Annotated in this window: 18 protein-coding genes; 10 read left to right on the forward strand and 8 right to left on the reverse strand. The window is 69.1% G+C overall.

Annotated elements, in window-relative coordinates; all coding sequences use genetic code 11:
• Positions 1–348: 348 nt before the first annotated feature.
• The 5 genes from recC to IU452_RS05525 all read left to right on the forward strand — a co-directional run bounded on the left by recC (position 349) and on the right by IU452_RS05525 (position 11,420).
• Entirely contained in the window at positions 349–3,873 is a 3,525-nt protein-coding gene (recC, locus tag IU452_RS05505) for an exodeoxyribonuclease V subunit gamma (RefSeq protein ID WP_195107793.1), read from the forward strand.
• Positions 3,874–4,544: 671 nt separating this feature from the next.
• Positions 4,545–7,877, forward strand: a complete 3,333-nt coding sequence (locus IU452_RS05510) for a UvrD-helicase domain-containing protein (RefSeq protein WP_416382286.1) — start codon at positions 4,545–4,547, stop codon at positions 7,875–7,877.
• Positions 7,874–8,011 carry a hypothetical protein gene (locus IU452_RS05515; protein ID WP_195107795.1) on the forward strand — a complete coding sequence of 46 codons (138 nt, stop codon included), beginning with the start codon at positions 7,874–7,876 and terminating at the stop codon, positions 8,009–8,011. Before IU452_RS05510 ends, IU452_RS05515 begins: the two co-directional genes overlap by 4 nt.
• Positions 8,008–9,888, forward strand: a complete 1,881-nt coding sequence (gene recD / locus IU452_RS05520) for an exodeoxyribonuclease V subunit alpha (RefSeq protein WP_195107796.1) — start codon at positions 8,008–8,010, stop codon at positions 9,886–9,888. The genes IU452_RS05515 and recD overlap by 4 nt, the downstream gene beginning before the upstream one ends.
• A 38-nt stretch (positions 9,889–9,926) precedes the next feature.
• Entirely contained in the window at positions 9,927–11,420 is a 1,494-nt protein-coding gene (locus IU452_RS05525; RefSeq protein ID WP_228816677.1) for a flavin-containing monooxygenase, read from the forward strand.
• A gap of 18 nt (positions 11,421–11,438) precedes the next feature.
• On the opposite strand, the gene IU452_RS05530 is transcribed toward IU452_RS05525, so the two are convergent.
• Entirely contained in the window at positions 11,439–12,140 is a 702-nt protein-coding gene (locus IU452_RS05530; protein ID WP_195107797.1) for a TetR/AcrR family transcriptional regulator, read from the reverse strand.
• Positions 12,141–12,274: 134 nt separating this feature from the next.
• Here IU452_RS05530 and IU452_RS05535 point away from each other — a divergent pair, with 134 nt between their 5' ends.
• Together IU452_RS05535 and IU452_RS05540 are read left to right on the forward strand one after the other, a co-directional pair.
• On the forward strand, positions 12,275–13,846 hold the full coding sequence (locus IU452_RS05535; RefSeq protein WP_195107798.1) for a succinic semialdehyde dehydrogenase: 1,572 nt from the start codon (positions 12,275–12,277) through the stop codon (positions 13,844–13,846).
• A 26-nt stretch (positions 13,847–13,872) separates the two neighbouring features.
• A complete protein-coding gene (locus IU452_RS05540) occupies positions 13,873–14,700 on the forward strand; it encodes an SDR family NAD(P)-dependent oxidoreductase (protein ID WP_195107799.1) in 828 nt (275 codons plus the stop codon).
• A 4-nt stretch (positions 14,701–14,704) separates the two neighbouring features.
• Here the strand turns inward: IU452_RS05540 and ligD are convergent, their stop codons facing one another.
• From ligD to IU452_RS05570, 6 genes are all read right to left on the reverse strand, one after another.
• On the reverse strand, positions 14,705–15,760 hold the full coding sequence (gene ligD, locus IU452_RS05545; RefSeq protein WP_195107800.1) for a non-homologous end-joining DNA ligase: 1,056 nt from the start codon (positions 15,758–15,760) through the stop codon (positions 14,705–14,707).
• Positions 15,757–16,848, reverse strand: coding sequence for an ATP-dependent DNA ligase (locus IU452_RS05550; RefSeq protein ID WP_195107801.1), 1,092 nt, complete (start codon positions 16,846–16,848; stop codon positions 15,757–15,759). The genes ligD and IU452_RS05550 overlap by 4 nt, the downstream gene beginning before the upstream one ends.
• 96 nt (positions 16,849–16,944) lie before the next feature.
• Positions 16,945–17,328 (reverse strand): cold shock domain-containing protein, encoded by a 384-nt coding sequence (locus IU452_RS05555; protein WP_324192451.1) that lies wholly within the window; start codon positions 17,326–17,328, stop codon positions 16,945–16,947.
• Positions 17,329–17,353: 25 nt separating this feature from the next.
• A complete protein-coding gene (locus tag IU452_RS05560) occupies positions 17,354–18,475 on the reverse strand; it encodes a flotillin family protein (RefSeq protein ID WP_195107802.1) in 1,122 nt (373 codons plus the stop codon).
• A 14-nt stretch (positions 18,476–18,489) separates the two neighbouring features.
• On the reverse strand, positions 18,490–18,729 hold the full coding sequence (locus IU452_RS05565; RefSeq protein ID WP_195107803.1) for a hypothetical protein: 240 nt from the start codon (positions 18,727–18,729) through the stop codon (positions 18,490–18,492).
• Positions 18,730–18,790: 61 nt separating this feature from the next.
• On the reverse strand, positions 18,791–20,302 hold the full coding sequence (locus IU452_RS05570; RefSeq protein WP_195107804.1) for an alpha/beta hydrolase: 1,512 nt from the start codon (positions 20,300–20,302) through the stop codon (positions 18,791–18,793).
• 204 nt (positions 20,303–20,506) lie between these two features.
• Here IU452_RS05570 and IU452_RS05575 point away from each other — a divergent pair, with 204 nt between their 5' ends.
• From IU452_RS05575 to IU452_RS05585, 3 genes are all read left to right on the forward strand, one after another.
• Positions 20,507–22,024, forward strand: a complete 1,518-nt coding sequence (locus IU452_RS05575; RefSeq protein WP_195108272.1) for a DHA2 family efflux MFS transporter permease subunit — start codon at positions 20,507–20,509, stop codon at positions 22,022–22,024.
• Positions 22,025–22,119: 95 nt separating this feature from the next.
• Complete coding sequence (locus IU452_RS05580; protein ID WP_195107805.1) at positions 22,120–22,266, forward strand: DUF1059 domain-containing protein; 147 nt, start codon at positions 22,120–22,122, stop codon at positions 22,264–22,266.
• Positions 22,267–22,272: 6 nt separating this feature from the next.
• Positions 22,273–22,863: a TetR/AcrR family transcriptional regulator gene (locus IU452_RS05585; protein WP_228816679.1), complete on the forward strand. Its 591-nt coding sequence runs from the start codon at positions 22,273–22,275 to the stop codon at positions 22,861–22,863.
• Positions 22,864–22,872: 9 nt separating this feature from the next.
• Here IU452_RS05585 and IU452_RS05590 read toward each other — a convergent pair whose 3' ends face one another.
• Positions 22,873–23,793 (reverse strand): alpha/beta hydrolase, encoded by a 921-nt coding sequence (locus IU452_RS05590; RefSeq protein WP_195107806.1) that lies wholly within the window; start codon positions 23,791–23,793, stop codon positions 22,873–22,875.
• Positions 23,794–23,897 lie beyond the last annotated feature (104 nt).

The raw sequence follows: 23,897 nt of genomic DNA on the forward strand, positions 1-23,897 counted from the left end.
ACTGCTTCTCCCGTCCCTCCCCGCCGAGCACTGTGGCACATTGCACGGCGGCAGCCGGGGTGACACGCGGGGGCGAATTGCGGCCAAGATTTCCGGCGCGCCGGGGGGAGTGGATTCGGTTGTGTTGCTAGAAATTTGGTGATCTCCCAAATCTGACCATGAATAGTGTGGTTGACGCCTCGCGCGGGGTGGTTGCCGGTCTCGGACCGCAGGGTATGTGCGGCGATGTCCGAGTCGTGACGCGGGATACGGTCGGCGAGTTTGTAGGATCGGCCGACGACAGGCAACCACGGGGCATCCGGCGGGCGGATCAGGGACGGCACGAGAGCGAGCGCAGAGAGGCGGCCGATGGCGCTGCACATCCACCGAGCCGAGCGGGCGGATACACTCGCCGACGCGCTCGCGGCGCTACTGGCGAAGCCGCTGGACGATCCGTTCGCCGCCGAGGTGGTGGCCGTGCCCGCCAATGGGATCGAACGCTGGCTGAACCAGCGGCTGGCCGGTGCGCTGGGGGCCGTCGCCGGTGACGGAGTGTCGGCGAACATCACCTTCCCGACACCTTCGGCGCTGGCCGCGACCGTGCTCGCCGATGCCACCGGGGTGCCCGCGGAGGACGATCCGTGGGCACCCGAACGCCTCGTGTGGTCGGTGCTGCGCGTGATCGACGCCTCGATCGGCGAGCCGTGGTGCGCGGTGCTGGCCCGACATCTGGGCGCCGGCGACCCGTCCGGCCGCACCCACCGCACGGGCCGGCGCTACGCCACCGCCGCCCGGATCGCGGCCCTGTTCGACGGCTACGCAACCCAGCGCCCGACCCTGATCACCGACTGGGCCGCGGGCGCCGACACCGACGGCTGCGGCAACGACCTCCCCGCCGACCTGTACTGGCAGCCCCACCTGTGGCGCCGCCTGCGCACCGAACTCGCCACCCCCAGCCCCGCCGAACGCCTCGCCCCCGCCTGCACCCGCCTGCGCACCGACCCCACCAGCGTCGACCTCCCCCAACGCATTTCGCTGTTCGGCCTCACCCGCCCCACCACCGACCAACTGGCCGTCCTCTCGGCCCTGAGCCCCCACCGCGACGTCCACCTCTGGCTCCCCCACCCCAGCCCAACCCTCTGGACCACGCTCAACACCCACCCGACGGCTGCTCATCCCGTCCCCGAGGCAGCCCCTTCGGCTCCCCTCGCCGACGTGACCTCTCGTGCGCCCGCAGCCCGGCCGCACCCTGTCGACCCTCCTGCCCGGCCGCAGTCTCTAGATTCCCCTGCTCGGGCGCAGTCTCTCGATTCCCCTGCTCGGGCGCAGTCCGGGCCGGGGGCTGTCGTGCGGCGGGTGGATGATCGCAGTGTGCTGTGCACCGCGCACCCCTTGCTGGCGGCGTTGGGGCGGGATGCGCGGGAGTTGCAGCAGCGGTTGCGGGCTTTGGGGCCGGTGATCGATACCTATCATGCCGACGGGAATGGATCCTCCTCGCGCACATTGCTTTCCGAATTGCAGGCCGGGATTGCCGGGGACGCGTGGCCGCCGGAACCCGATCCGGGGCTGGCCGATGGCAGCGTGCAGGTGCACTCGTGTCATGGCCCGGCGCGGCAGGTGGAGGTGTTGCGCGACGTCCTGCTGGGGATCTTTGCCGCCGATCCGACGCTGGAGCCGCGCGACGTGGTCGTGCTGTGTCCCGACGTGGAAACCTACGGGCCGCTGGTGCGGGCGGCGTTCGGGCAGTGGCAGGCCGACGGGCCGACGCATCCGGCGCACGGGCTGCGCGTGCGGCTGGCCGATCGATCACCCGGGGCGACCAATCCGGTGCTGACGGTGCTCGAGGACGTGCTCGGCCTGGCCGACGGGCGGGTGACGATCACGCAGGTGCTGGACCTGGCCACCGCCGAACCGGTGCGGCTGCGCTGCGGATTCGACGACGACGACATCGAGCGGTTGCGCGAGTGGGCCGCCGAGACCGGGGCCCGCTGGGGAATCGGGCTGCGGCAGCGGCAGGCGTACGGGCTCGGTGATTTCGCGCAGAACACGCTCAACGCCGCCGTCGACCGGATCCTTCTCGGTGTGGCGGCCGGGGAATCCTCCGAGGACTGGCTGGATCTGGCGTTACCGCTCGAGGACGTGGACTCCGCCGATGTGGACCTGGCGGGCCGCTTCGCCGAATTCACCGATCGGCTCGCCGTCTGTGTCCGCGATCTGCGAGGACCCACGCCCGCCGAACCGTCGGGATCGGCCCGGCCCGCCCGGGAGTGGGCGCAGGTGCTCGGCCGCATCCTGGATCTGCTCACCGATACCACCTACGCGCAGTCGTGGCAGGCGGTGGAGGCGCGGCGAGAATTGTCGGCGGCGCTCGACCACGCCGGAGACGTCCCGCTGCGGCTGCCCGATATCGCGGCGCTGCTGCAGGCGCGGCTCGCGGGACGGGCGGCCCGGGCCAACTTCCGCACCGGCGAGCTCACCGTGTGCACGCTGACGCCGCTGCGGTCGGTGCCGCACCGGGTGGTGGTGCTGCTGGGACTCGACGACGAGGTGCTCCCGCGCGCGGGCGGGGTGGACGGCGACGATGCGCTGGCACGTGAACCGCTTGTCGGAGAACGTGATCCGCGCAGCGAGGACCGCCAGATGCTGCTGGATGCGCTGCTGGCCGCGCGGGAGAAGCTGGTGGTGCTGCACACCGGCGCCGATCCGGTGACCGGTGCGCACCGCCCGCCCGCGATCCCGCTGGCCGAATTGCTCGATGCGCTGCGCGCCCTGGTGGGCTCGCTGGAGGGGGTGGTGACGCGGCATCCGTTGCAGGCCTTCGACAGTCGCAACTTCGAGGCGGCGCGTCCGTTCAGCTTCGACACCGTCGCGCTGGCCGGGGCTCGCGCCGCCGCCCGGCCCGTCCAGGAGCGCCCGTCGTTCCTGCCCGGGCCGCTGCCCGCCGCCGTGTGCACCGATGTCGAACTGGCCGAACTGGTTTCGTTCGCCGAGCATCCGGTGCGGGCCTTTCTGTGGCAGCGGCTGGGAATCCGGGTCCCCGAGGAAGAGGAGGAGATCGACGAGCGGCTGCCGATCGAACTGGACGGGCTGACGAAATGGAATATGGGCGAACGCATGCTGGCGGCCCGGCTGAACGGCGCCGAGCCCGCTGCGCTGCGGGCGGCCGAGTGGCGCCGCGGCACGCTGCCACCGTTCGGTCTGGGCGCGGCCGTGCTGAACGAGGTGGAGGACACGGTCGACAGGCTGGTGCGGGTGGCGCTGCCGATCCACGAACTACCCTCGCGGACAATCGATATCGCCGTTGATCTCGGTGACGGTCGGCTGTTGAGCGGTACGGTTGCCGATGTGCACGACGACGCCCTGGTGCGCACCACCTTCTCCCGGCTCGCCCCCAAACATCGCATCGCCGCCTGGGTGCGGCTGCTGGCCTTGGCCGCCACCGAGCGGCATCAGGGCTGGCGCGCCGTCACCATCGGCCGCGGCCGCTTCGGCCGCCCCGCCTGGCGTTCCACCCTGACCGCCCCGAACGGCGCCGCCGCCCAGTCGATCCTGCGCGATCTGGCCGATCTGAGGGATGCGGGCCTGGCCGAACCCCTGCCCATCGCACCGACCGCCTCGGCCGTCTACGCCGAACGTCGTTGCCGGGGCGCGAGTCTCGACGACGCCCGCCTGGCCGCCGATCAGGAATTCCTGGGCGGCCCGAACGGCCCCAAGGCCTTCGGCGACCACACCGACCGCTACCTGCGCTACGTCTGGGGCCCGGCCCCCCGCCTGGAACACCTGGAGACCCCGCTGCCCACCCCCGACCCCACCGGCGAAACCACCCGTTTCGGCGCCCTGTCCCGCCGCCTGTGGAACCCGCTGCTCGCCAACGAGTCCCAGGGCCAGCCATGACCGACGAACTGTTCTCCCTCACAGACCTCGGGCCCCCCACCCACAACCCACGCCCCCGCCGCCGCTCCACCGACCCTTCCGTCCGCCACAGCACCCCACCCCCATCCGAAACCCCCGACCTGTTCGCCCTACCGGAACTGGACACCGAAACACCAGCGACGGACGAGACCACCCACGGGGAATCGACAGCCACCAACGAAGTCCCTGCCCCAGCCGAGGACCCCGCTACCACCGACGACCCGCCAGCACTGGGGAAGGAACCCGACATCGCCGAGGCAGTGGACACCACCCAACCCGTGGTCGATCCCGACGTCGACACCGCTCCGGCAGAGGGTCCTGCTACCGCGGGCAACCCGCAAGCATCCGGGAAGGAACCTGGTATCGCCGAGGCCGTGGACACCACCCGGCCCGTGGTCGATCCCGACCTCGAAACGGTTTCGGCAGAGGGTCCCGCTACCGCGGGCAACCGGCCGATACACGGGGAAGGAACCGATATCGCCGAGTCCTCGAGCGCCACGCAACCTGTAGTCGGTCCCGGCGTCGAAACAGCCCCCGCCGATCCACTGCCACTTGCGGATATCGCTGATACCGGCGCACCGGATGCCGGCACCGCCGCTTCGCCTGCCGCGGACACTGCTGCCGACGAGACGTCACTGCCGGGGGAAGAAGCCGTGCGGGGTGGCGGGTACCGCGTCGACGCGGGCGGGAGTGATTCCGCTGATCAGCGGTTCGAGCTGCGCGGGCCGTTGCCGCGGGGGACGACGGTGTTGGAGGCCAGCGCGGGGACGGGGAAGACCTATGCCATTGTGGGGCTTGCGGTGCGGTTCGTGGCCGAGGCGGGGGTGGGTATTTCGGAGCTGCTGCTGGTGACGTTCAGTCGGGCGGCGACGCAGGAGTTGCGGGAGCGGACACGGGAGCGGTTCGTCGCGGTCGTGGCCGGGTTGGCCGATCTGGAGGGGGCTCGGGACAGTGACGACGAGCTGATTCGGCATCTGGCGCAGGCGGATTCGGCGGAGGTCGGGCGGCGGCGGGCGCGGCTGGTGGCGGCGCTGTCGGATTTCGATTCCGGCACCATCGTCACCACACACAGTTTTTGTCAGCGCATGCTCGACGAACTGGGGCTGGCCGGGGAACAGGATCCGGGCGTGCGGCTGGTCGAAGGTATCGAGGACCTGGTGGCGACCGTGGCCGACGATCTGTTCCTGGCCCGATATGCGCGCAGCGGACCGCCGTTCTCGCTGAAGGAAGCACACCAACTGGCCGCGGCCGCGGTGCAGGATCGGCACGCCCGGCTGGTGCCCGACGAGGAGATCGGCGATCACCCGGCCGCCGAGCGGGTGGCCTTCGCGCTCGCGGTGCGAGCGGAAACCGAACGGCGCAAACGGCTTTCGGCCATTCGGGATTTCGACGATCTGCTGGTCCTGCTGCACGAGGTGCTGGCCGACCCGATCCACGGCGAACGCGCCTGCGGGCGCATCCGGGAACGCTACCGGGTGGCGCTGGTCGACGAATTCCAGGACACCGATCCACTGCAGTGGGACATTCTGCGGCGCTCGTTCCACGGCCACGCCACGCTGGTCCTGGTCGGCGATCCGAAACAGGCCATCTACGCCTTCCGCGGTGCCGAGGTGCTCAGCTACCTCGATGCGGTGGCGCACGCCGACACCCGCCGTGAACTGACCACGAACCGGCGCAGCGACGCCGGGCTGCTGGCGGCGCTCGAACACCTGATGGGCGGAGCGGCCCTGGGGCACAAGCAGATCACCGTGCACCCGGTGGCGGCCGTGCGACCGCACACCCGGCTGGGTGGCACGGTCGAATCCCCGATCCCCTTGCGGCTGCGGTGTTTCCCGCGAACCGGTGCGGGCCCGCTGAACGGAGCCGGATTCCCCGCGGTCGGACGGCAGCGGTCCCGGGTCGCCGAGGATCTGGCCGCCGACATCGTGCGCCTGCTGGAATCGGGTGTGCAGCTGAGTGAACGCCCGCTGGGCCCCGGCGATATCGCGGTCCTGGTACGCACCCGCGCCCAGATCGATCCGGTGCGCGCGGCCCTGGACCGGGTGGGCGTGGCCTCGGTGCTCGCGGGTGGTGCCAGCGTGTTCGCCACCCAGAGCGCCACCGACTGGCTGTGGCTGCTGCGCGCCCTGGAGCAGCCGCACCGCGCCGACCGGGTGCGGCTGGCGGCCGGAACCCCGCTGCTGGGGCTGTCGGCGGCCGACATCGACGCCGGCGGTGCGGATCTGGTCGGCCGGATCGGCGCCCAACTACGCGAGGCGGCCCGGCTGTTCGCCCGCGCGGGTTTCGCTGCCGTCTTCGAAAAGATTTCCGCCGAAACACAATTGGCGCCGCGGCTGCTCGCGGTGGCGGGCGGGGAACGTCAGCTCACCGACCTGCGGCACATCGCGCAGCTGCTGGACCAGGTGGCGCTGCGGGAATCGCTGGGCCTGACCGCCCTGACCCGCTGGCTGGCCGACCGCGTCCGAGATCCGGCCTCGGGCACGGTCGCCGACCGCAGCCGCCGCCTGGACCGGGACGCGGCCGCCGTGCAGATCGCCACCGTGCACGCCAGCAAGGGCCTGGAATTCCCGGTGGTGTATCTGCCGTTCGCCTGGGACAGCGCCAAGAACCCGAACCCGGCGACGCTGCTGTTCCACGACGGCCCCGACCGCGTCCTGGATGTCGGCGGCCCGGAGGCGCCGGGCTACGCCGAACGCAAACGCCGCAGCGAGGCGGAGGAAGCGGGGGAGGAGCTGCGGCTGCTGTATGTGGCACTGACCCGCGCCCAGAGTCAGGTGGTGGCCTGGTGGGCGCCCGCCTACGGCACCACGTTCGCGCCGCTGCATCGGATGATCCTGGGCCGTATGCCCGGCAGCGCGGAGGTTCCCGCCCGCAGCGAGGTGCCGGTGGACGGCGTTGTCCTGGAACAGCTTTCGGCCTGGGCCGCCGCTGCCCCCGGCGTTGTCGCGGTGGAACCGGTCACAACGATTCCGAAGGTGCGGCCGCGGTGGGAGCGCACCGAATCCGCGATCGGAGCGCTGGCCGCCGCGCGGTTCGAGCGCAGCGTGGATCACGACTGGCGGCGCACCTCCTATTCCGCGCTCACCGCCGCCGCTCACGACGTGCACACCCACGAACCCGACGAGGCGCCGGGCAGTTCGGACGAACCGGCGGCCCCCGCCGCGGTGCTGGTCGACCAGAGCGAATTCGACGGTGCGGCACCGTCGTTGATGAACGAGCTGCCCTACGGCGCGGAATTCGGCACCCTGGTGCACGGCGTGCTGGAACGGGTGGATACCGACGCCGCGGATCTGGCCGCCGAGGTCCGCGCCCGCTGTACCCGGGCGATCGAGGAACTGCTGGCCGATATCGACCCGGACGTGCTGGCCGCCGCCCTGCTGGCGGTCTTGCGCACCCCGATGGGCATCGGCTGCCTGGCCGATATCTCCAGCCGGGACCGCCTCAACGAACTCGACTTCGAACTGCCGCTGGCCGGTGGCGACACGCCCGTCGCGGAGCGCGTGACCGTGCGCCGCATCGCCGGGCTGCTGCGGGCCCACCTGCCGGTCGACGACCCGTTCGCCGAGTACGCCGACCAGCTCGAAACCCTCGACGACACCCCGCTGCGCGGCTACCTGACCGGCAGTATCGACGCGGTGCTGCGCATCCGCGGCCCGCGCTTCGTCGTCGTGGACTACAAGACCAACCGGCTCGGCACCGGCGATCTCACCGTCGCCCACTACACCCGCGACCGGATGGCCGCGGAGATGATGCGCTCACACTATCCACTGCAGGCGATCCTGTATTCGGTTGCCCTGCACCGCTACCTGCGCTGGCGCCTGCCGGACTACGAACCGTCCCACCACCTCGGCGGCATCCGCTACCTGTTCGTGCGCGGCATGATCGGCCCCGAAACCCCGCCCGGCTGCGGCGTTTTCGACTGGAACCCGCCGGTCGCCCTGATCGAGGACCTGTCGCAACTGCTGGCCGGGCAGGAGGACCGATGAGCACAATTCAGTTGGCGCGGAGGGCAACCGGGCAGTTGCGCACCAGTGCGTCGGGAATTCTGTCTGCCGCAGAACCGCATGGGGCGCTGCCGTGGGGCCGTGACGAGCGCTTGGCCGGGCAGGAGGTCCGGTGACCGCAATCCAGCTGGCGCAGCGGGCAACCGGGCTGCTGCGGACCTTCAATGCGGCGGGGATTCTCTCGGCCGCCGATGTGCATGTGGCGGTGCGACTGGGGCGGTTGGGGCGGGAGGACGCCGAGGACGTGCTGTTTGCCGCGGCGTTGGCGGTGCGTGCGGTGCGGTCGGGGTCGGTGTGCCTGGAACTCGAGCGCATGCACGACATCGGTGTGGACGGGGAAGGGTTCGATGCCGACGATCCGGAGGCGATCGATCCGGCCACGCTGCCGTGGCCCGAGGTGGAGGCGGTGCTGGCGGCGCTGCGGGTCAGCCCGCTGGTGCAGGGCAGCGACGCGGGTCCGCTGCGGCCGCTGCGGCTGATCGAGCCGGAGGGTGCGAGCCCGCTGCTGTATCTGGACCGGTACTACCGGCAGGAGCAGACCATCCGCGAGGTGCTGACCGAGCGGGCCGCCACTCACCCGATGGTCGACCCCGACAGCGTCCGTCGCCACCTGGACCGCTTGTTCCCGGATTCGCATCGGCCCGGTGAGCCGCCGGACCGGCAGCGGGTCGCGGCGGCGCTGGCCGCCACCCACTGGACCACCGTGGTCGCCGGAGGACCGGGCACCGGCAAGACCCACACCATCGCCCGCATCATCGCGCTGCTGGTGGCGATGCAGCGCGAGATTCCGGGCGCGCCCGCGCTGCGGATCGCGCTGGCCGCCCCCACCGGAAAGGCGGCCGCCCGGCTGCAGGAATCGGTGCGCGAACAGGCGGTCGATCTGGATCTGCCCGAGCTGACCGCCGCCACCCTGCATCGACTGCTGGGCTGGCAGCGTGGCGGCGCCACCCGTTTCCGCCACCACGAATTCAACCGCCTGCCCTACGACATCATCGTCGTCGACGAAACCTCGATGGTCTCGCTGACCATGATGAGCCGCCTGCTGCCCGCCGTGCGCCCCGACACCCGCCTGGTGCTGGTCGGCGATCCGGACCAGCTCGCCTCCGTCGACGCCGGCGCCGTCCTCGCCGATCTGGTCGCCGGACCCGTAGTGGCCCTACCCAATCCGCTGCTCGACCGCATTCTCGACGGCGAGTCGGTTGCCGGTCATCCCGATGCGCTGACCTCGCGGGAGCGAGAGCGGCTGCGGGGCGGCATCATTCGGCTCACCAGGGGTCGGCGGTTCGGTGGGTGCATCGCCGAGCTGGCGGTGGCGGTGCGCGCGGGTGATGCCGATGCCGCCCTCGCGCTGCTGGCCGGCGGCGGTGACGAACTGACGCTGTGCGAGCCGGAGGAGGTGGCCACGGTGCGGGCCGATGTCGTGCGCGCGGCCCGCGAATCGACAGACGCGGCCGAACGCGGCGACGCCGCCGCGGCCCTCACGGCCATGGAATCGCATCGCCTGCTCTGCGCGCACCGCCAGGGCCAGTTCGGCGTCGAACGCTGGGACCGGCTGGCCGCCGGATGGGTGGCCGCGGCCGGGATCGGCTCGGACGCCGGTGCGGGCCATTGGTTCCCGGGCCAGCCGCTGCTGGTCACCGCCAACGATCACGAGGCCCGCATCTACAACGGCGACACCGGCGTGATCGTGCGCGCCCCCGACGGCACCCTGCGGGCGGCCCTGCAGCGCGGCAGCGAACCCTACCTCGTCCACCCCACCCAGTTCCCGGGGGTCACCACGGTCTACGCGATGACCATCCACCGCAGCCAGGGCAGCCAGTACGCCACCGTCTCCATCGTGCTCCCCGGACCGGAATCCACCCTGCTCACCCGCGAACTGCTCTACACCGCCATCACCCGAGCCCGCCACCACGTCCGCATCATCGGCACCGAGGACGCCATCCGCGCCGCCGTCGCCCGCCGCGTCCTGCGCGCCAGCGGCCTGCGCGCCTGACGCGGTATCCGGCCGCGGGTGTGGCTAGGCTGGACGGCATGGCGAGCGGGATGGAGCACGTCGATGTGCTGATCGTCGGGGCCGGGCTGTCGGGGATCGGGGCCGCGCATCATCTGCAGCGGGCGTTCCCGCATCGGAGGTACGCGATCCTGGAGGCCCGCGACGCCATCGGGGGTACGTGGGATCTGTTCCGGTATCCGGGCATTCGATCCGATTCGGATATGTTCACCCTGGGTTATCGGTTCCGGCCGTGGCTGGGAGACAAGTCCATCGCCGATGGTGAGTCGATCCTGCGGTACGTGCGCGACACCGCGGCCGAGGACGGGATCGATCGGCACATCCGGTTCGGGCATCGCGTAGAACGGGCCGAATGGTCGTCGGAGGACCAGCGCTGGACCGTCACGGCCCGGCGCACCGATACCGATGAGACCGTCACGCTCACCGCGAACTTCCTGTTCTGCTGTTCCGGCTACTACCGATACGACCAGGGCTACACGCCCGAGTTCCCCGGCCGGGACCGGTTCACCGGCACGATCGTGCACCCGCAGCACTGGCCGGAGGATCTCGAGGTCGCCGGGAAGCGCGTGGTGATCATCGGCTCCGGCTCCACCGCGGTGACGCTCGGACCCGCACTGGCCGATCTGGGCGCACACGTGACCCTGCTACAGCGTTCACCGTCCTACATCCTGTCCTTGCCCGCTCGCGATCATTTCGCCGACCGGGTGCGCCAACTGCTGCCCGCCCGCGCCGCCTACGCCCTGACGCGCGCCAAGAACATCATCCGCGGCACCGCCATCTACCAACTGAGCCAACGCTATCCGCATCGCGTTCGGGCCTGGATCCGCGGCCTGCAGGAACGCTGGCTGCCGGAGGGCTACGACATCGACACCCACTTCAATCCTCGCTACAACCCCTGGGATCAGCGCATGTGCCTGGCGCCCAACGGGGATCTGTTCCGAGCCATTCGCAACGGCGAGCTGGAGATGGTCACCGGCGGCATCGACACCTTCACCGAAACCGGCGTGCGCCTGGAGTCGGGAGCCGAGCTGGATGCCGATATCATCGTCACCGCAACGGGTTTGGATCTGCTCATCTTCGGCGGCATGGACCTCGTGGTCGACGGGGCGCCGGTGGACGTGCCGAAAACCATGGCCTACAAGGCGATGATGCTCTCAGACGTGCCGAACTTCGCCTATATCATCGGCTACGCCAACGCCTCCTGGACGCTGAAGGCGGATCTGGTGTGCGAGTACGTAGTGCGGCTGCTGCGGCACATGGACGCCCACGGCTACGGTGCGGTGACACCGGTGCGCGATTCGTCGGTGGGCACCCAGCCGTTCGTGCCCAGGTTCAACCCGGGATACATACTGCGTGCCGCGGACCGGTTCCCGGCCGCCGGCGATCGCAAGCCGTGGCAGCCGCACATGAATTACCTGCGCGATCTGGCCCTCCTCCGCTACGGCCGTATCGCCGACCGTGCCCTGCGCTTCACCCCGGCCGCCGACCGCCAGCCCGCGCGGGCCGCCAACTAGTCGGCTCGATGTCGCGAATCAGCCTGCGCTATCGAAGATTCCGGGAATCGTCAACGCCAACTCGACATCCTCGCGACGGCCGAGGGTGACCAGTACGCTGCGGATCATGGTCGACCGCGCCTCGGCCACCTCCCGCGGATCCGGCTCCGTGCCCGGCGCGGCGGCCGCCGACACCCGGTAGCCCACGAATTCGCAGACCTGCAGGGCGGTGTCCAGATCCAACGGCGTCGGCGACGGTCGCCCCAACTCGGCGAACTTGTCCCGTACCAGGGCGCGAATATCGTCGAAGGCGTCCTCCCGGTAGGCCGACACCGGCGAGGCCGGATCGTGCAGTTCGGCGAACAACGGCCGCAGCATCGCCCCGTGCCCGCGCGCCCAATCCAGATAGGCGTCGATGATCCCGATGCCCAGTTGCACCGGCTCGTCGGACCGGTCCAGTGCGGCCCGGATACCCCCGACCAGCCCCTCGTTGGACGTGGTCAGCAGCGCGTGCAGCGGTTGCTCGGCATTGCCGAAATACCGGTAGAAGGTCGGCCGCGAGATTCCGGCGCGCTCGATGATGCGCGCGACGCTGAGCCCGCGCGATCCGTGCTCGGTGAAAACCGCCGCGGTGGCCAGCACGATGCGCGCACGGACCTCGTCGGCCTGCTCCTGCGTCTGCGGCGGGCGGCCGCGGCGGCCACCGCCGTTGTGAGATGCGACCACCGCATCGCCCGGCATATGTGGGTCCTCCCTGATCGGTGGGACAGCGCTTGACAGAACGCGCGGGACGGATATTAATCTAACATCAGTGTTAACCTAACACTGGTGTTCAATAAAATGGTGGACGCGTTCCCCGGACGAGAGGGCCGACTATGACGACCGCCCCGCAACTGGCCGCCGCCGACGCATTGCCTTCCCCGCTGGTACAGACTCTGCTGGCGCATGCCACCGCGGGCGGCGCCGGCTCGGTCGAGGTCTTCGCCCCGGCGACGGGCCGCAAGATCGCCGATCTGCCGCAGTCCTCGCCCGCCGATATCGACCGGGCCTTCGACACCGCGCGCCGCGCCCAGCGCGAGTGGGCGGATGTGCCGATCCGCGAGCGCGCCGCGATTCTGCGGCGCTTCCACGATCTGGTGCTGGCCGAACAGGACACCATCCTCGATATCGTGCAGACCGAGACCGGCAAGTCCCGCGTCCACGCCTTCGACGAGGTGGGTGACGTCGCGGTCAACGCCCGCTACTACGCGGCCGTGGCCGAGCGGCTGCTCGCCCCGCGCCGCCCGCGCGGAGTGCTGCCGGTTCTGACTCGGGTCGAGGTGCGCCACCGGCCGAAGGGCGTCGTCGCGGTCATCTCGCCGTGGAACTATCCGCTGGCCCTGGCCGCCTCCGACGCGCTGCCCGCGCTGATCGCCGGGAATGCGGTGGTGGCGCGGCCGGACAATCAGACGGCTCTGACCGCGCTGTGGGCGATCGATGCCGCCGAACGTGCGGGTCTGCCGAAGGGGCTGTGGCAGGCGGTGCTCGGGCGCGGATCGGTGATCGGTGGCGAGGTGATCGGCCGCGCCGACTACGTCGACTACACCGGTTCGAGCGCCACCGGCCGCACCATCGCCCGGCAGGCGGGGGAGCGGCTGATCGGCTACTCCCTCGAATTGGGCGGTAAGAACCCGCTGCTGGTGCTGGCGGACGCCGATGTCGATGCGGCGGCACGCATCGCGGTGCGGGCGTGCTTCGCCTCGGCCGGGCAGCTGTGCGAGTCGATCGAGCGAATCTACGTGCACGACACGGTGTACGACCGGTTCGTCGGCGAATTCGTCTCCCGGACGAAGAAACTGCGGCTGGGGTCGGCGCTGGACTATTCCTACGAGATGGGGTCGCTGACCTTTCCGCGCCAGATCGACACCGTCGCCGCCCATGTGGACGACGCGGTCGCCAAGGGTGCGACCGTGCTGGCCGGTGGTCGTGCCCGGCCCGACCTCGGGCCCTACTTCTACGAGCCGACCATCCTCGAGGGCGTGCGGCCCGGGATGACCGTCCACCGGGAGGAGACCTTCGGCCCGGTGGTGTCGGTCTATCGCGTGGACAGCGACGACGAGGCCGTCGCGCAGGCCAACGACACCGCCTACGGCCTCAATGCCAGTGTGTGGAGCCGGGATACGGTCCGCGCCCGCGAGATCGCCGCGCGCATCCATGCCGGATCGGTCAATGTGAACGAGGGCTTCATCGCCGCATGGGGCAGTGTGGCCGCGCCGTCCGGCGGCCTGGGCATCTCCGGAGGAGGCCGCCGCCACGGCCCGGAGGGCCTGTCGAAATACGTCGACACCCAGACCATCGCCGTGCAGCGGGCGGTGCCGATCGCGCCGCTGCCGGGTATGTCGGAGGCCCTGTGGGCCAAGACGTTGACACTGTATTTCGGTGCGATGAAGGCGCTGCGGCAAAAATGATGTCGCACAACGGGAAAGGGACGGGTATGGAAACGGTAGCCGGTCGCAAGGTGCTGATCACCGGTGCCGCCATGGGTTTGGGCAAGTCGTTCGCCGAACGCGCGGTGCGGGAGAGGGCGACCGATGTGGTGCTGTGGGATATCAACGACAACGCGCTGAAGGAGACCGCCGCCGAACTGTCGAAGCTGGGCGCGGCCCGGATTCACCAGTACGTCGTCGATGTCTCGGACCGCCGGGCCATCACCGACGCGGGCACAGCCGTGCGCGCCGAGGTCGGCGATATCGACATCCTGGTCAACAACGCCGGGATCGTGCGGGGCAACGGGTACTTCTGGGAGACCCCCGACCGCGGTGACATCGAGAAGACGATGGCGATCAATTCCCTTGCGCCCATGTACATCACGCTCGAATTCCTGCCCGCCATGGTGCGGCGCGGGACACCGGCGCGGGTGCTGAACATCTCCTCCTCGGCGGGTCTGGTCTCCAATCCGCGGATGAGCGTCTACGCCGCCTCCAAGTGGGCCGCGCTGGGCTGGTCGGATTCGGTGCGCCTCGAGCTCGAGCAGTCCGGCAACGAGCACGTCAAGGTCACCACCTTCTGCCCGACCTACATCAACACCGGAATGTTCGCCGGCGCCAAGGGTTTCCTGTTCACCCCGATCATCGAGCAGGACCACGCCGTCGACACCGCGTGGAACGAGATGAAGAAGGGCTCGGCCCTGGTGGTGATGCCGTGGACCTCGCGGCTCAACCGCGCCATCTCCGGGCTGCTGCCGCTGAAGGTGCGCGACTTCTACCTCAATGCCGTGGGCGTATACCACTCCATGGACGAATTCACCGGCCGCGCAGGATAGTTCGCTACTCCTTACGGGCGCGGCTGGGTTGTACGCGCGGTGGTTCGTTGGGCATCTTCGGATATACCGGCGGCCACGGCGCGTCCATCAACCCGGACTCCATATCCCGCTGTGACATCTCGAGCAGCGGTTCGATCGACTGCGGGCCGCGGTCGGCCCAGGGGTCACCCAGGTCGGCGACGCGGGCGGGGACGGTGGCGAGGGTGAGCTCGTCGGGAACGACGGTGTCCAGGTCCTCCCAGGCGAGGGGGGTGGAGACCTGGGCGTTGACCTTGGGCCGCACCGACCAGGCGCCGAACACCGTCTTGTGCGGGGCGTTCTGGTTGTAGTCGAGGAAAACGCGTTGTCCGCGTTCCTCTTTCCACCAGTGGGCGGTGATCAGGTCCGGGTGGCGGCGTTCCAGCTCCCGGGCCAGGGCCACGGCGGCGGCGCGCACCTGGTAGCCGTCCCAGCGGGGTTCGAGCAGCACGTAGATGTGCAGGCCGCGGGAGCCGGATGTCTTGATCCGCGAGTCGATTCCGAGTTCGTGGCACAGGTCGCGGGTAAGGACTGCGGCCTTGCGCAGGTCGTCGAAGCCGATTCCGGGGGAGGGGTCGAGGTCCACGCGCAGTTCGTCGGTGACACCGGTGGGTGGCAGCAGATTGCCGTCCGCGTCGTACACCGGTGCCGCGCCGGTGAGTTCCGGATAGTCGACGCGGGTCGGCCAGACGTGAAAACCCAAGCAGCCCAGGTTGACCGCCCACAGAATGTGGGCGAGGTCCGCGGCGACCAGGGCATCACCGGTGGTGCCGTTCGGCGTGGTCACCTGCGTGGTCTGCAACCAGTCCGGCGCGGAGGCCGGAACCCGTTTCTGGAACCAGGATTTGCCGCCCGCGCCGTCCGGATAGCGTTCCAGCATGAGCGGCCGGTTGCCGATGGCGCGCAGCAGCGGCTCGGCCACGGCCTGGTAGTAGCGGACCAGATCGAGTTTGGTTTCCCCGCGCTTGGAGAAGTAGATCTTGTCCGGATTGCTGATCGCTACCGACCGGCCGTCGGCCTCGACGTCGATGGATTTACTCACTTCGCCCCCTGTTTGGCCTCGGCGAAGATGTCGGCCAGCTCCGCCGGGGCGACCTCGTCGAGCTGAGCGTAGGTGCACGATTCGGGCGTGCGGTCGTCCCGGAAGCGGACCAGTCGCCCGCCGTGGCGCAGCCGCCCGGCCATGACGTGTTCGTAGCGGACCTCGGCGACCAGCTCCGGTCGCAGCGCCTCCCACGACAGATCCTTACCGCCGGTCCAGCGGCTGATCCCGCCGGGCATCTTGCCCTCGGCCCTGGCCTGTGCCGCGGCGTCGGCCCACTGCCGCCACGGGTGGTTGTCCAGGGCGTTGTCCCGCAGCGGGGCGAGTTCGTCGACCAGTTCCTTGCGGCGGGCGGCGGTGAAACTGCTGGCCACCCCGACGTGATGGAGATTGCCCTCGTCGTCGTAGAGCCCCAGCAGCAGCGAGCCCACGCCCTGTCCGTCCTTGTGCCAGCGGAACCCGGCCACCACACAGTCGGCGGTGCGCTCGTGTTTGACCTTGACCATCACCCGCTTGTCCTGCAGATACGGCAGGTCCCTGGCCTTCACCATGACCCCGTCGAAGCCCGCGCCCTCGAACCGGGTGAACCAGTCCTGCGCCGTGGCCGGATCGGAGGTGAGCGGGGTCAGATGCAGGCGCTGCACGGAATTGTCGACGATCGTCTCGAGGATGCGCCGCCGCTCGGCGAACGGCAGCTCGGTCAGGTCCTGGTCGCCCAGGGCCAGCAGGTCGAAGGCGACGAAACTGGCCGGGGTCTCCACGGCCAGCTTGTTCACCCGCGACGCAGCCGGATGCAGACGTTGCTGCAGCGTGTCGAAGTCCAGGCCGTGCTCGGTCACGACCACGATCTCGCCGTCGACCACGCATTTATCCGGCAACGCACCGGCCAGCAACTCCACCAGCTCCGGGAAGTAGCGGGTCAGCGGCCGGTCGTTGCGCGAACCCAGCTCCACCTCGGCACCGTCGCGGAAGACGATGCAGCGGAAACCGTCCCACTTGGGTTCGTAATACAGATCCGGATCACGCGGCAGCTCCGATGCCGATTTCGCCAGCATCGGTTTCACGGGCGGCATGACGGGCAGGTCCACACGATCCTCCTCGAGTTCTCACCCATGTGGACGGTACGGGCGAGGAAAAATCATCGCCCGCCCTTTCACCAAGATCGTATGCCCGGCTACAGACCCTTAAGGCTCGAGCCATCCGTGTTGCTCGGCGAAGGCCGTCAGCCGCTCGCGGATGGTGAGAATTTCCCCGGCGGTCAGCGCCGGACTCGCGTCGAGCAGCAGTTCGGTGATCAGCCGCTTGTGTTCGGCGGGGGTGAGCTGACCGGAGTTGCGATTGCGATGCCGCGCCGGCGCGGGCTGACCGCCGACGGCCGTCAGATTCACCGCCTTGGGGCCGCGGTCACCCTCGGTCACCTCGAATTCGAACACCCGCCCCTGCCGCAGTTCGTCCTCGTCCAATCCGATGTCGTTCACATGGACGAATACGTCGGGGCCACCGTCTTCCGGGCGGATGAAGCCGAACCCCCGAGAACTATCGAAGGACACCAATTTCCCGATGGACACCTACACCCGCTCCTCGTCGCCGTCCCTATTCCTGCACTCTATCGAGCGTGCTCGGGTTGTGTTCGTTGTTGGGCGAAAGTGCCTTCTGCAGCGAATTGAACACCGTCAGACCCTGACCCACCATGCCGTTGACCAGCTCACTTACTCCGTCGGGGCCGTTGAGAACGGTGAGATTCGCATCGGCCAGCCCCTTCGCAGCCTGGGCGACGATTTCCGGTAGCTGTTCGATCAGCAGCTGATCCAGGGCGATGCGGTTGTGGGAGGCGGCGGCCTCGGCCTGGATGCGGGTGCGGTCGGCCTCGGCCTGAGCCAGGATGCGCACCCGTTCGGCGTCGGCCAGGGCCGGTTTGACCACTTCGGCCTGCAGCTGCTGTTCGCGCAGCTCGGCCTCTTTGCGCGCCTGTTCGGCCTGGGCGGTCAGTACCTCCTGCAGCGCATGCGCCTGGGCGAGCGGACCGGCCTGCGCGGCTTCGGCATTGGCCTTATCGATATCGCGCTGATACTGGGCGCGCAGAATAGCCGTCTCGCGCTGATATTCGGCTTGCCTGCGTAGCGATTCCTGTTCGGCCTTCGCGGCCTCCTGCGCTGCATGCGATTGAGCGATCTGCGCATCGCGGTGCACGGCGGCATTGTGTGGTGCGGCCAAGGCGGTGATGTAGCCGAGATCGCCGTCGTCGATGGATTGGATCTGGAACGAATCCACCCACAGCCCGATATTGCTCATCTCCACCTTCGAGGCCATCAGCACCTCGTCGGCGAGCCGCTGGCGCTCGCGGATGATCTCCTCCACCGTCATCGAGCCCACGATCGAGCGCAGATGTCCGGAGAAAATCCGTCCGGTCAGGACAGACATCTCCTGCTCCTGTTCGGACAGAAACCGTTGCGCCGCATTGACGATCGACTGGGTGTCGTTGGCGACCTTGAACGCGATCACCGCGCGCACATCCAGCTGAATGCCCTGTTTCGTGACGCACCGCTCGCTGATTTCGGCCTCGAACATGGCCAGCGACAGATAGCGGACCTTGCGGAACAGCGGAATCACGAAGGCGCCGTGTCCGATCACCACCCGAAACGGCGCATTGTCCTTGGTGCGGCCACCGCTGACCAGCATGGCCTCATCGGGGTCGGGCACGTGGTACCCCAGCACAGTTGTCTCCCTTGTTATTTCGTCATATCCCCACCCGGCCCCAAGTCGAGCGGTATCCACGCAACCACATCCACGATCCGGCCCGGATGCACGCCGACGATGAGCACGGTGGTGCCCGCGTCCAGCGGCTCGGTGGATCGAGCGATGTAGATTTCGGTTCCCCCTCGGATCGCGACCAGGACCTCCCCGAGCATGCCTGCGCCTCGGATCGGCGATGTGAGCGTACCGGTCAAACCCTGCACCGGATCGGTCATCGCGTCGAACTCCTTGCCGGACAATGGTGAAGCGGGTGAAGCCCCAGCGTACTCACCGATCTCAGCACGGCCGGTCGCGGCTGGGCAGGGTCAGATCCGTCAGGTAGGCGAGCACCTGGTCGTCGACGCAGGGGGAGATGCCGTGCAGCGTGATGGTGTGCCGGGTGCCCTCGTAGGTAATGAGTTTCGCGCGCAGCTGTGCGGCCAGTTCGACACCGGCTTCATGCGGCGTGGCGGGGTCGTGGGTGGTGGACACCACCACGACGGTCGGCAGATCCTCGATTGCCAGCCGATGCGGGGCGCTGGTCGGCGGCACGGGCCAGAACGCGCACGTGCTCAGGGGCGCACGGCCCGTGGAGCGCCCGTCGTCGGCATACGGTACGGCAGCGCGTATTTCGGCGTCGAGCCGGTCGTTGCGGGCGCGGTCGGTGAGGGGCGGATAGTCCACGCAGGTGATCGCCACGAGGGCGTCGTCGGTGGGGGCGGCGGGATCGGGAGCACTGCCGTTCCCGAGGGGCAACTCGAGCATCGGGTCCGGGTCGCCCGTCCGCAGCGCCTCGAGCGCACCGATCAGCGGATCCCATCGCGTCGGTGAGTACAACGCATGGTCGGTGCGTTCGATCGTGTCGTCGTAGTAGAGCGTTCGGCCGGTGCGCGGCGAGGTCAGGGGATGGTCGATGAGCGGCAGGACCAGCTCCCGGTACCGTGCGACGGCCTGTGCCGGATCCTGGCCGAGGGGGCAGTCGGTGCGGCGCGCGCACTCGGCGGCAAGTGAATCGAACGCATCCTGAAATCCCTTGGCCTGGCGCAACTGTCGGGTATAGGCGTCCTCGTCCGGGAGTACGGCCCCGTCGAGGACGAGGGCGCGGACCCGGTGAGGATAGCGTTCGGCATAGGCCCAGCCGAGCCGGGTGCCGTAGGAATAACCGACGTAGGTGAGTGTGCGCTCGCCCAGTACGGCACGAATGATGTCCATATCGCGCACGGTTTCGCGGGTGCCTACGTGGGCGAGCAGGTCGGTGCCGCTGATCTGTGCGCACCGCTCGGCGCGCATCCGGCGATAGTGCTCCCTCGCGGCGGACAGATCGTCGTCGGGGCCGATCTCGATGATGCCGTCGCCGGGTTCGCCGCAGGAGATGCGGGGCGTCGAGGCGCCGACGCCGCGCGGATCGAATCCGACCCGGTCGAAACGTTCGGCGAGTGCGGGGCTGTCGGCCTGCTCGACCGTGGTCAACCCCGGCTCGCCGGGGCCGCCCGGGTTGAACAGCACCGATCCGATGCGCTCGCCGGTGGCCGGTTTGTGCGACAGCGCGAGTTGTATCATCCGGCCGTTGGGGAGGTCGTAATCCAGCGGAACGTCGATCCGGGCGCACCTCGTCACGGCGCTGACGCTCTCGCCGGGCGGGATCATGTCGTCGCACGAACCCCACCGCACCTGTTGGGTGTAGTAGCGGGCCAATTCCGCCGGATAGAAATCCGCCGGTTGCCGCCCGGGAACCAGGCCGCAAGCACCGAGTGTGAAGGCGAGTGCGGCGCAGACGGCCGCGAGCTTGCGCGCATTCGGAAGTGCCACGCGCGTTCCCCCCTAGATCCAGCAGGTCATTGAAGTGTAAGTCGAAAGACCGGCCGCGCAGAATCTTTCGGACCGTCTCGTGCCGAGCGGCTTCCCGTGATCGGCTCTGGTGACCATTAACAGGGCGAGAACAATCCCTGAAAAGTGGTGGTGGTGATTCGGCCGGACCTTTGGCAGGCTGAAACGGTGACATCCCCTCCGGATATCCCGTCTCCCTCTTCGGGCCCGGCCTCGGACAAACTCGATGCCGGGGTGCTCAAGGTCGCCGGTGTGGTCGTGCTCGGCGCGATCATGTCGATTCTCGACATCACCGTCGTGATCAATGCCCTGCCGAAGTTCCAGGACGAGTTCGACGTCAGCTATGCGATCGCGGCCTGGTCGATGACCGGGTACACGCTGGCCCTGGCCACGGTCATCCCCGTGACCGGTTGGGCCGCCGACCGATTCGGCACCAAACGGCTCTACATGGCGGCGCTGACGTTCTTCGTGCTCGGCTCGGCGCTGTGCGCCACGGCCTGGAATATCGAGACGCTCATCGCCTTTCGCGTGATCCAGGGCATCGGCGGCGGCATGCTGATGCCGCTGGGCATGACAATCATGACGCATGCGGCCGGTCCGCAGCGGGTGGGCCGGGTGATGGCGGTGCTCGGCGTGCCGATGCTGCTGGGCCCGATCCTCGGGCCGATCCTCGGCGGCTGGCTGATCGGGTTCCGCTGGGAGTGGATCTTCCTGATCAACGTGCCGATCGGGGTGATCGCGCTGGTGCTGGCCTTCGTGATGTTCCCGGCGGATCGTCCGGAGCCGTCGCAGAACTTCGACTTCCTGGGCATGCTGCTGGCCTCGCCGGGGCTGGCGCTGTTCCTCTACGGTGTGTCCTCGATTCCGGAGGAGCACACGGTGGCCGCGACCAAGGTGCTGCTCCCGGCCGCGATCGGACTGGTGCTGATGGCAGCCTTCGTCGTCCACGCGCTGCGCGCCGATCATCCGCTGATCGATCTGCATCTGTTCCGCAATCGGTCGCTGACCTTCGCGGTGCTGACGATGTTGCTGTTCGCGGTGGCGTTCTTCGGGTCGGGTCTGCTGCTGCCGACCTACCTGCAGCAGGTGCGCGGGGAGACGGCGCTCGGTGCCGGATTGCTGCTCGCCCCGCAGGGTCTGGGTGCCATGCTGACGATGCCGATCGCCGGTCGCCTGGCCGACAAGATCGGTGCCGGCAAGATCGTGCTGACCGGTATTTCGATCATCGCCATCGGCATGGTGTTCTTCACCCAGCTGCACGCCGACACCTCGTACTGGCTGATCGGCGGGGCGCTGTTCGTGACCGGCCTGGGCATGGGCTGCACCATGATGCCGACCATGACCGCCGCCGTCCAGACCCTCACCCGTGAGCAGGTGGCGCGCGGATCGACCCTGATGAACATCATCAATCAGGCCTCCGCCTCGGTCGGCTCCGCGACCATGTCGGTGGTGCTGACGAATCTGCTGGACGACAAGCCGCTGGCGGGCGCCGCGATCGGCTCCCACACTCGTCCCGAGATCGCCGCCCAACTGCCGCCCGGCGGACTGGATATCGGTTTCTCCCAGGCCGCATCGGCCTTCGCCCACACCTACATCGTCGCGATCGTCCTCATCGTCGCGACGCTGATCCCCGCGGCCTTCCTCCCACGGGTGAAACCGCCCACCCCGGAGGATGCCGACACCCCGGTCCTGCTGGGCCACTGACCTGCCCGCCGCGGCCCTGAGGCGTTGGGGTGCAAGGAATTCTGCGCCGGGGCATGATGGCAACTGTTGCCGTACCGACGACGAGAAGAGGCGATATGAAGACCAGGCTCAACTGCCCCTGCGGCGAATACATCACCGGCGTCGACGAAGACGACCTCGTCGAGAAGACCCAGGCCCACCTCGCCGACAAGCACCCCGACCACGACTACAGCCGCGACGAGATCCTCTTCATCGCCTACTGACCCGACATGGTCGATACGCCGCGAAAGGCCCCGCGCCAGCAGCGATCCCGGGAGATGATGGACACGCTTGTCGAGGCCGCCGCGCAGATGTTCTCCCGCGAGGGTCTCGCGGCCACGACCAACCGCATCGCCGACCGGGCGGGGGTCTCGATCGGGACGCTGTACCAATACTTCCCGAACAAGCATGCGCTGCTGCGGGTCCTGGCCGAACGCCACCTCGCCGAGGGCGGCACCCGGCTCGGCGAGGTATTCGCGGCGCTGCGCACCACCCGGCCGCCGTTCGAGGAGACGATGTACACGATCCTGGACGTCGTCGTGGACCTGCATCGAGATCGGCCCGCCCTGCATGCTCTGATGCACCGAGCCGTACCGCGATCGCCGGAGGTGTTGAACGCGGTGCAGGCATTCGAGGACCATCTCGTCGACGAGGTCGCCTACCACCTCGATCGATGCGGCCGCGGCGGCGAGAACACCGAGCTGACCGCACGAACGCTCGTGCACGCCCTCGACGCTCAGGTGCATCGTGTATCACCGCGCCATGGCCTCACCACCGACCAGCTCGTGACGCTGGCGCTGCGGCTCGCCCCCGATGCTTGATAGCGGCCGTCAGCCAACGGGTTTCGCCACCGCGTCCACTACCTCACGGAGCGCGGTGGCGAGTTGGGTCACGCCCGGCTCCTCGATGGGGAAGTGACCACAGCCCTCCAGCAACACCGAGCGGGTGGGCGCGGCGATCCTGTCGAGGAATCGCATACTCAGCTCCGGTGGTGTCCAGCGATCGGTGGCTGGATGGAGCAAGGTCACGGGTGCCGCGCGGAAGTCCTCCGGCGCGGCGTGCCGGAACGTCAGGAAGTCGGCGAGCCAGCCGAGCGGAACACTCACGCCGCCGCCTTTGGGATCGGCCGCACACAACCGCGACACTCGCGGATCGAGGCTCATATTCTGCAGATCCGCTATCCAGCGGACCGGGATTCGCACACCACCCAGGACCGGGGCGAGGGCACCGAGAAGGGCGGGTGGGATCCTGCCGGTGATCGACCAGCGGGCCGCCGCCTCCCGCGCCCGCGGGTCCGCGGGATCGAGCAGGCACGTCGCCACGACATGCGCGACCGCTCCGGTGCGGGCCGCCGCCTCGTAGGCGAGCATCCCGCCCATGCTCGCACCGAACAGGACGAGCGGCCGATCATCGGATTCGGTTTCGGCCCTGACGAATTCGCACAGCAGATCGATCCAATCGCGGTACCGCACGCCCCGCGGCCGCGGTTCGACGGTATCGCCGTAGAGCGGGAGATCCACCACGGTCGCCTCGACCTCCTCGTGCGCGGCCGAGGCCGCGTAGGGCCACAACAATCCGGCATGCCCGCCCGCCCCATGAATCATCAGAACCCGCACCCGAGCCCCGGGAACGACAGCGCGGGCAACATGCACCCGCCGCCCCCGCCACGCCCACCATGTGACGATCGGCTCCCGCGCCGCCACCGAACGATACTGAGGGGGAACATATTCCACGTACCTGAGATGGTCCATACCCCCGAGTCTGAAACCCCGGCCCATGGCCCACAACTCGCCTTTCCTTCACCCCACCCCCTCCCGAAATACCCTCTCACCGGCCAAAACTCGGCTCACCCACC

Origin of the sequence: Nocardia transvalensis (assembly GCF_015477765.1) — a bacterium.
Lineage (GTDB): Bacteria > Actinomycetota > Actinomycetes > Mycobacteriales > Mycobacteriaceae > Nocardia > Nocardia transvalensis_A.

Excerpts from the sequence above, each read along its gene's own strand:
- IU452_RS05540 (WP_195107799.1), top strand. The coding sequence starts at position 13,873 with ATGGAAACGGTAGCCGGTCGCAAGGTGCTGATCACCGGTGCCGCCATG.
- IU452_RS05590 (WP_195107806.1), bottom strand. The coding sequence starts at position 23,793 with ATGGACCATCTCAGGTACGTGGAATATGTTCCCCCTCAGTATCGTTCG.
- IU452_RS05535 (WP_195107798.1), top strand. The coding sequence starts at position 12,275 with ATGACGACCGCCCCGCAACTGGCCGCCGCCGACGCATTGCCTTCCCCG.
- IU452_RS05530 (WP_195107797.1), bottom strand. The coding sequence starts at position 12,140 with ATGCCGGGCGATGCGGTGGTCGCATCTCACAACGGCGGTGGCCGCCGC.
- IU452_RS05515 (WP_195107795.1), top strand. The coding sequence starts at position 7,874 with ATGAGCACAATTCAGTTGGCGCGGAGGGCAACCGGGCAGTTGCGCACC.
- IU452_RS05565 (WP_195107803.1), bottom strand. The coding sequence starts at position 18,729 with ATGACCGATCCGGTGCAGGGTTTGACCGGTACGCTCACATCGCCGATC.
- IU452_RS05580 (WP_195107805.1), top strand. The coding sequence starts at position 22,120 with ATGAAGACCAGGCTCAACTGCCCCTGCGGCGAATACATCACCGGCGTC.
- IU452_RS05585 (WP_228816679.1), top strand. The coding sequence starts at position 22,273 with ATGGTCGATACGCCGCGAAAGGCCCCGCGCCAGCAGCGATCCCGGGAG.
- recC (WP_195107793.1), top strand. The coding sequence starts at position 349 with ATGGCGCTGCACATCCACCGAGCCGAGCGGGCGGATACACTCGCCGAC.
- IU452_RS05525 (WP_228816677.1), top strand. The coding sequence starts at position 9,927 with ATGGCGAGCGGGATGGAGCACGTCGATGTGCTGATCGTCGGGGCCGGG.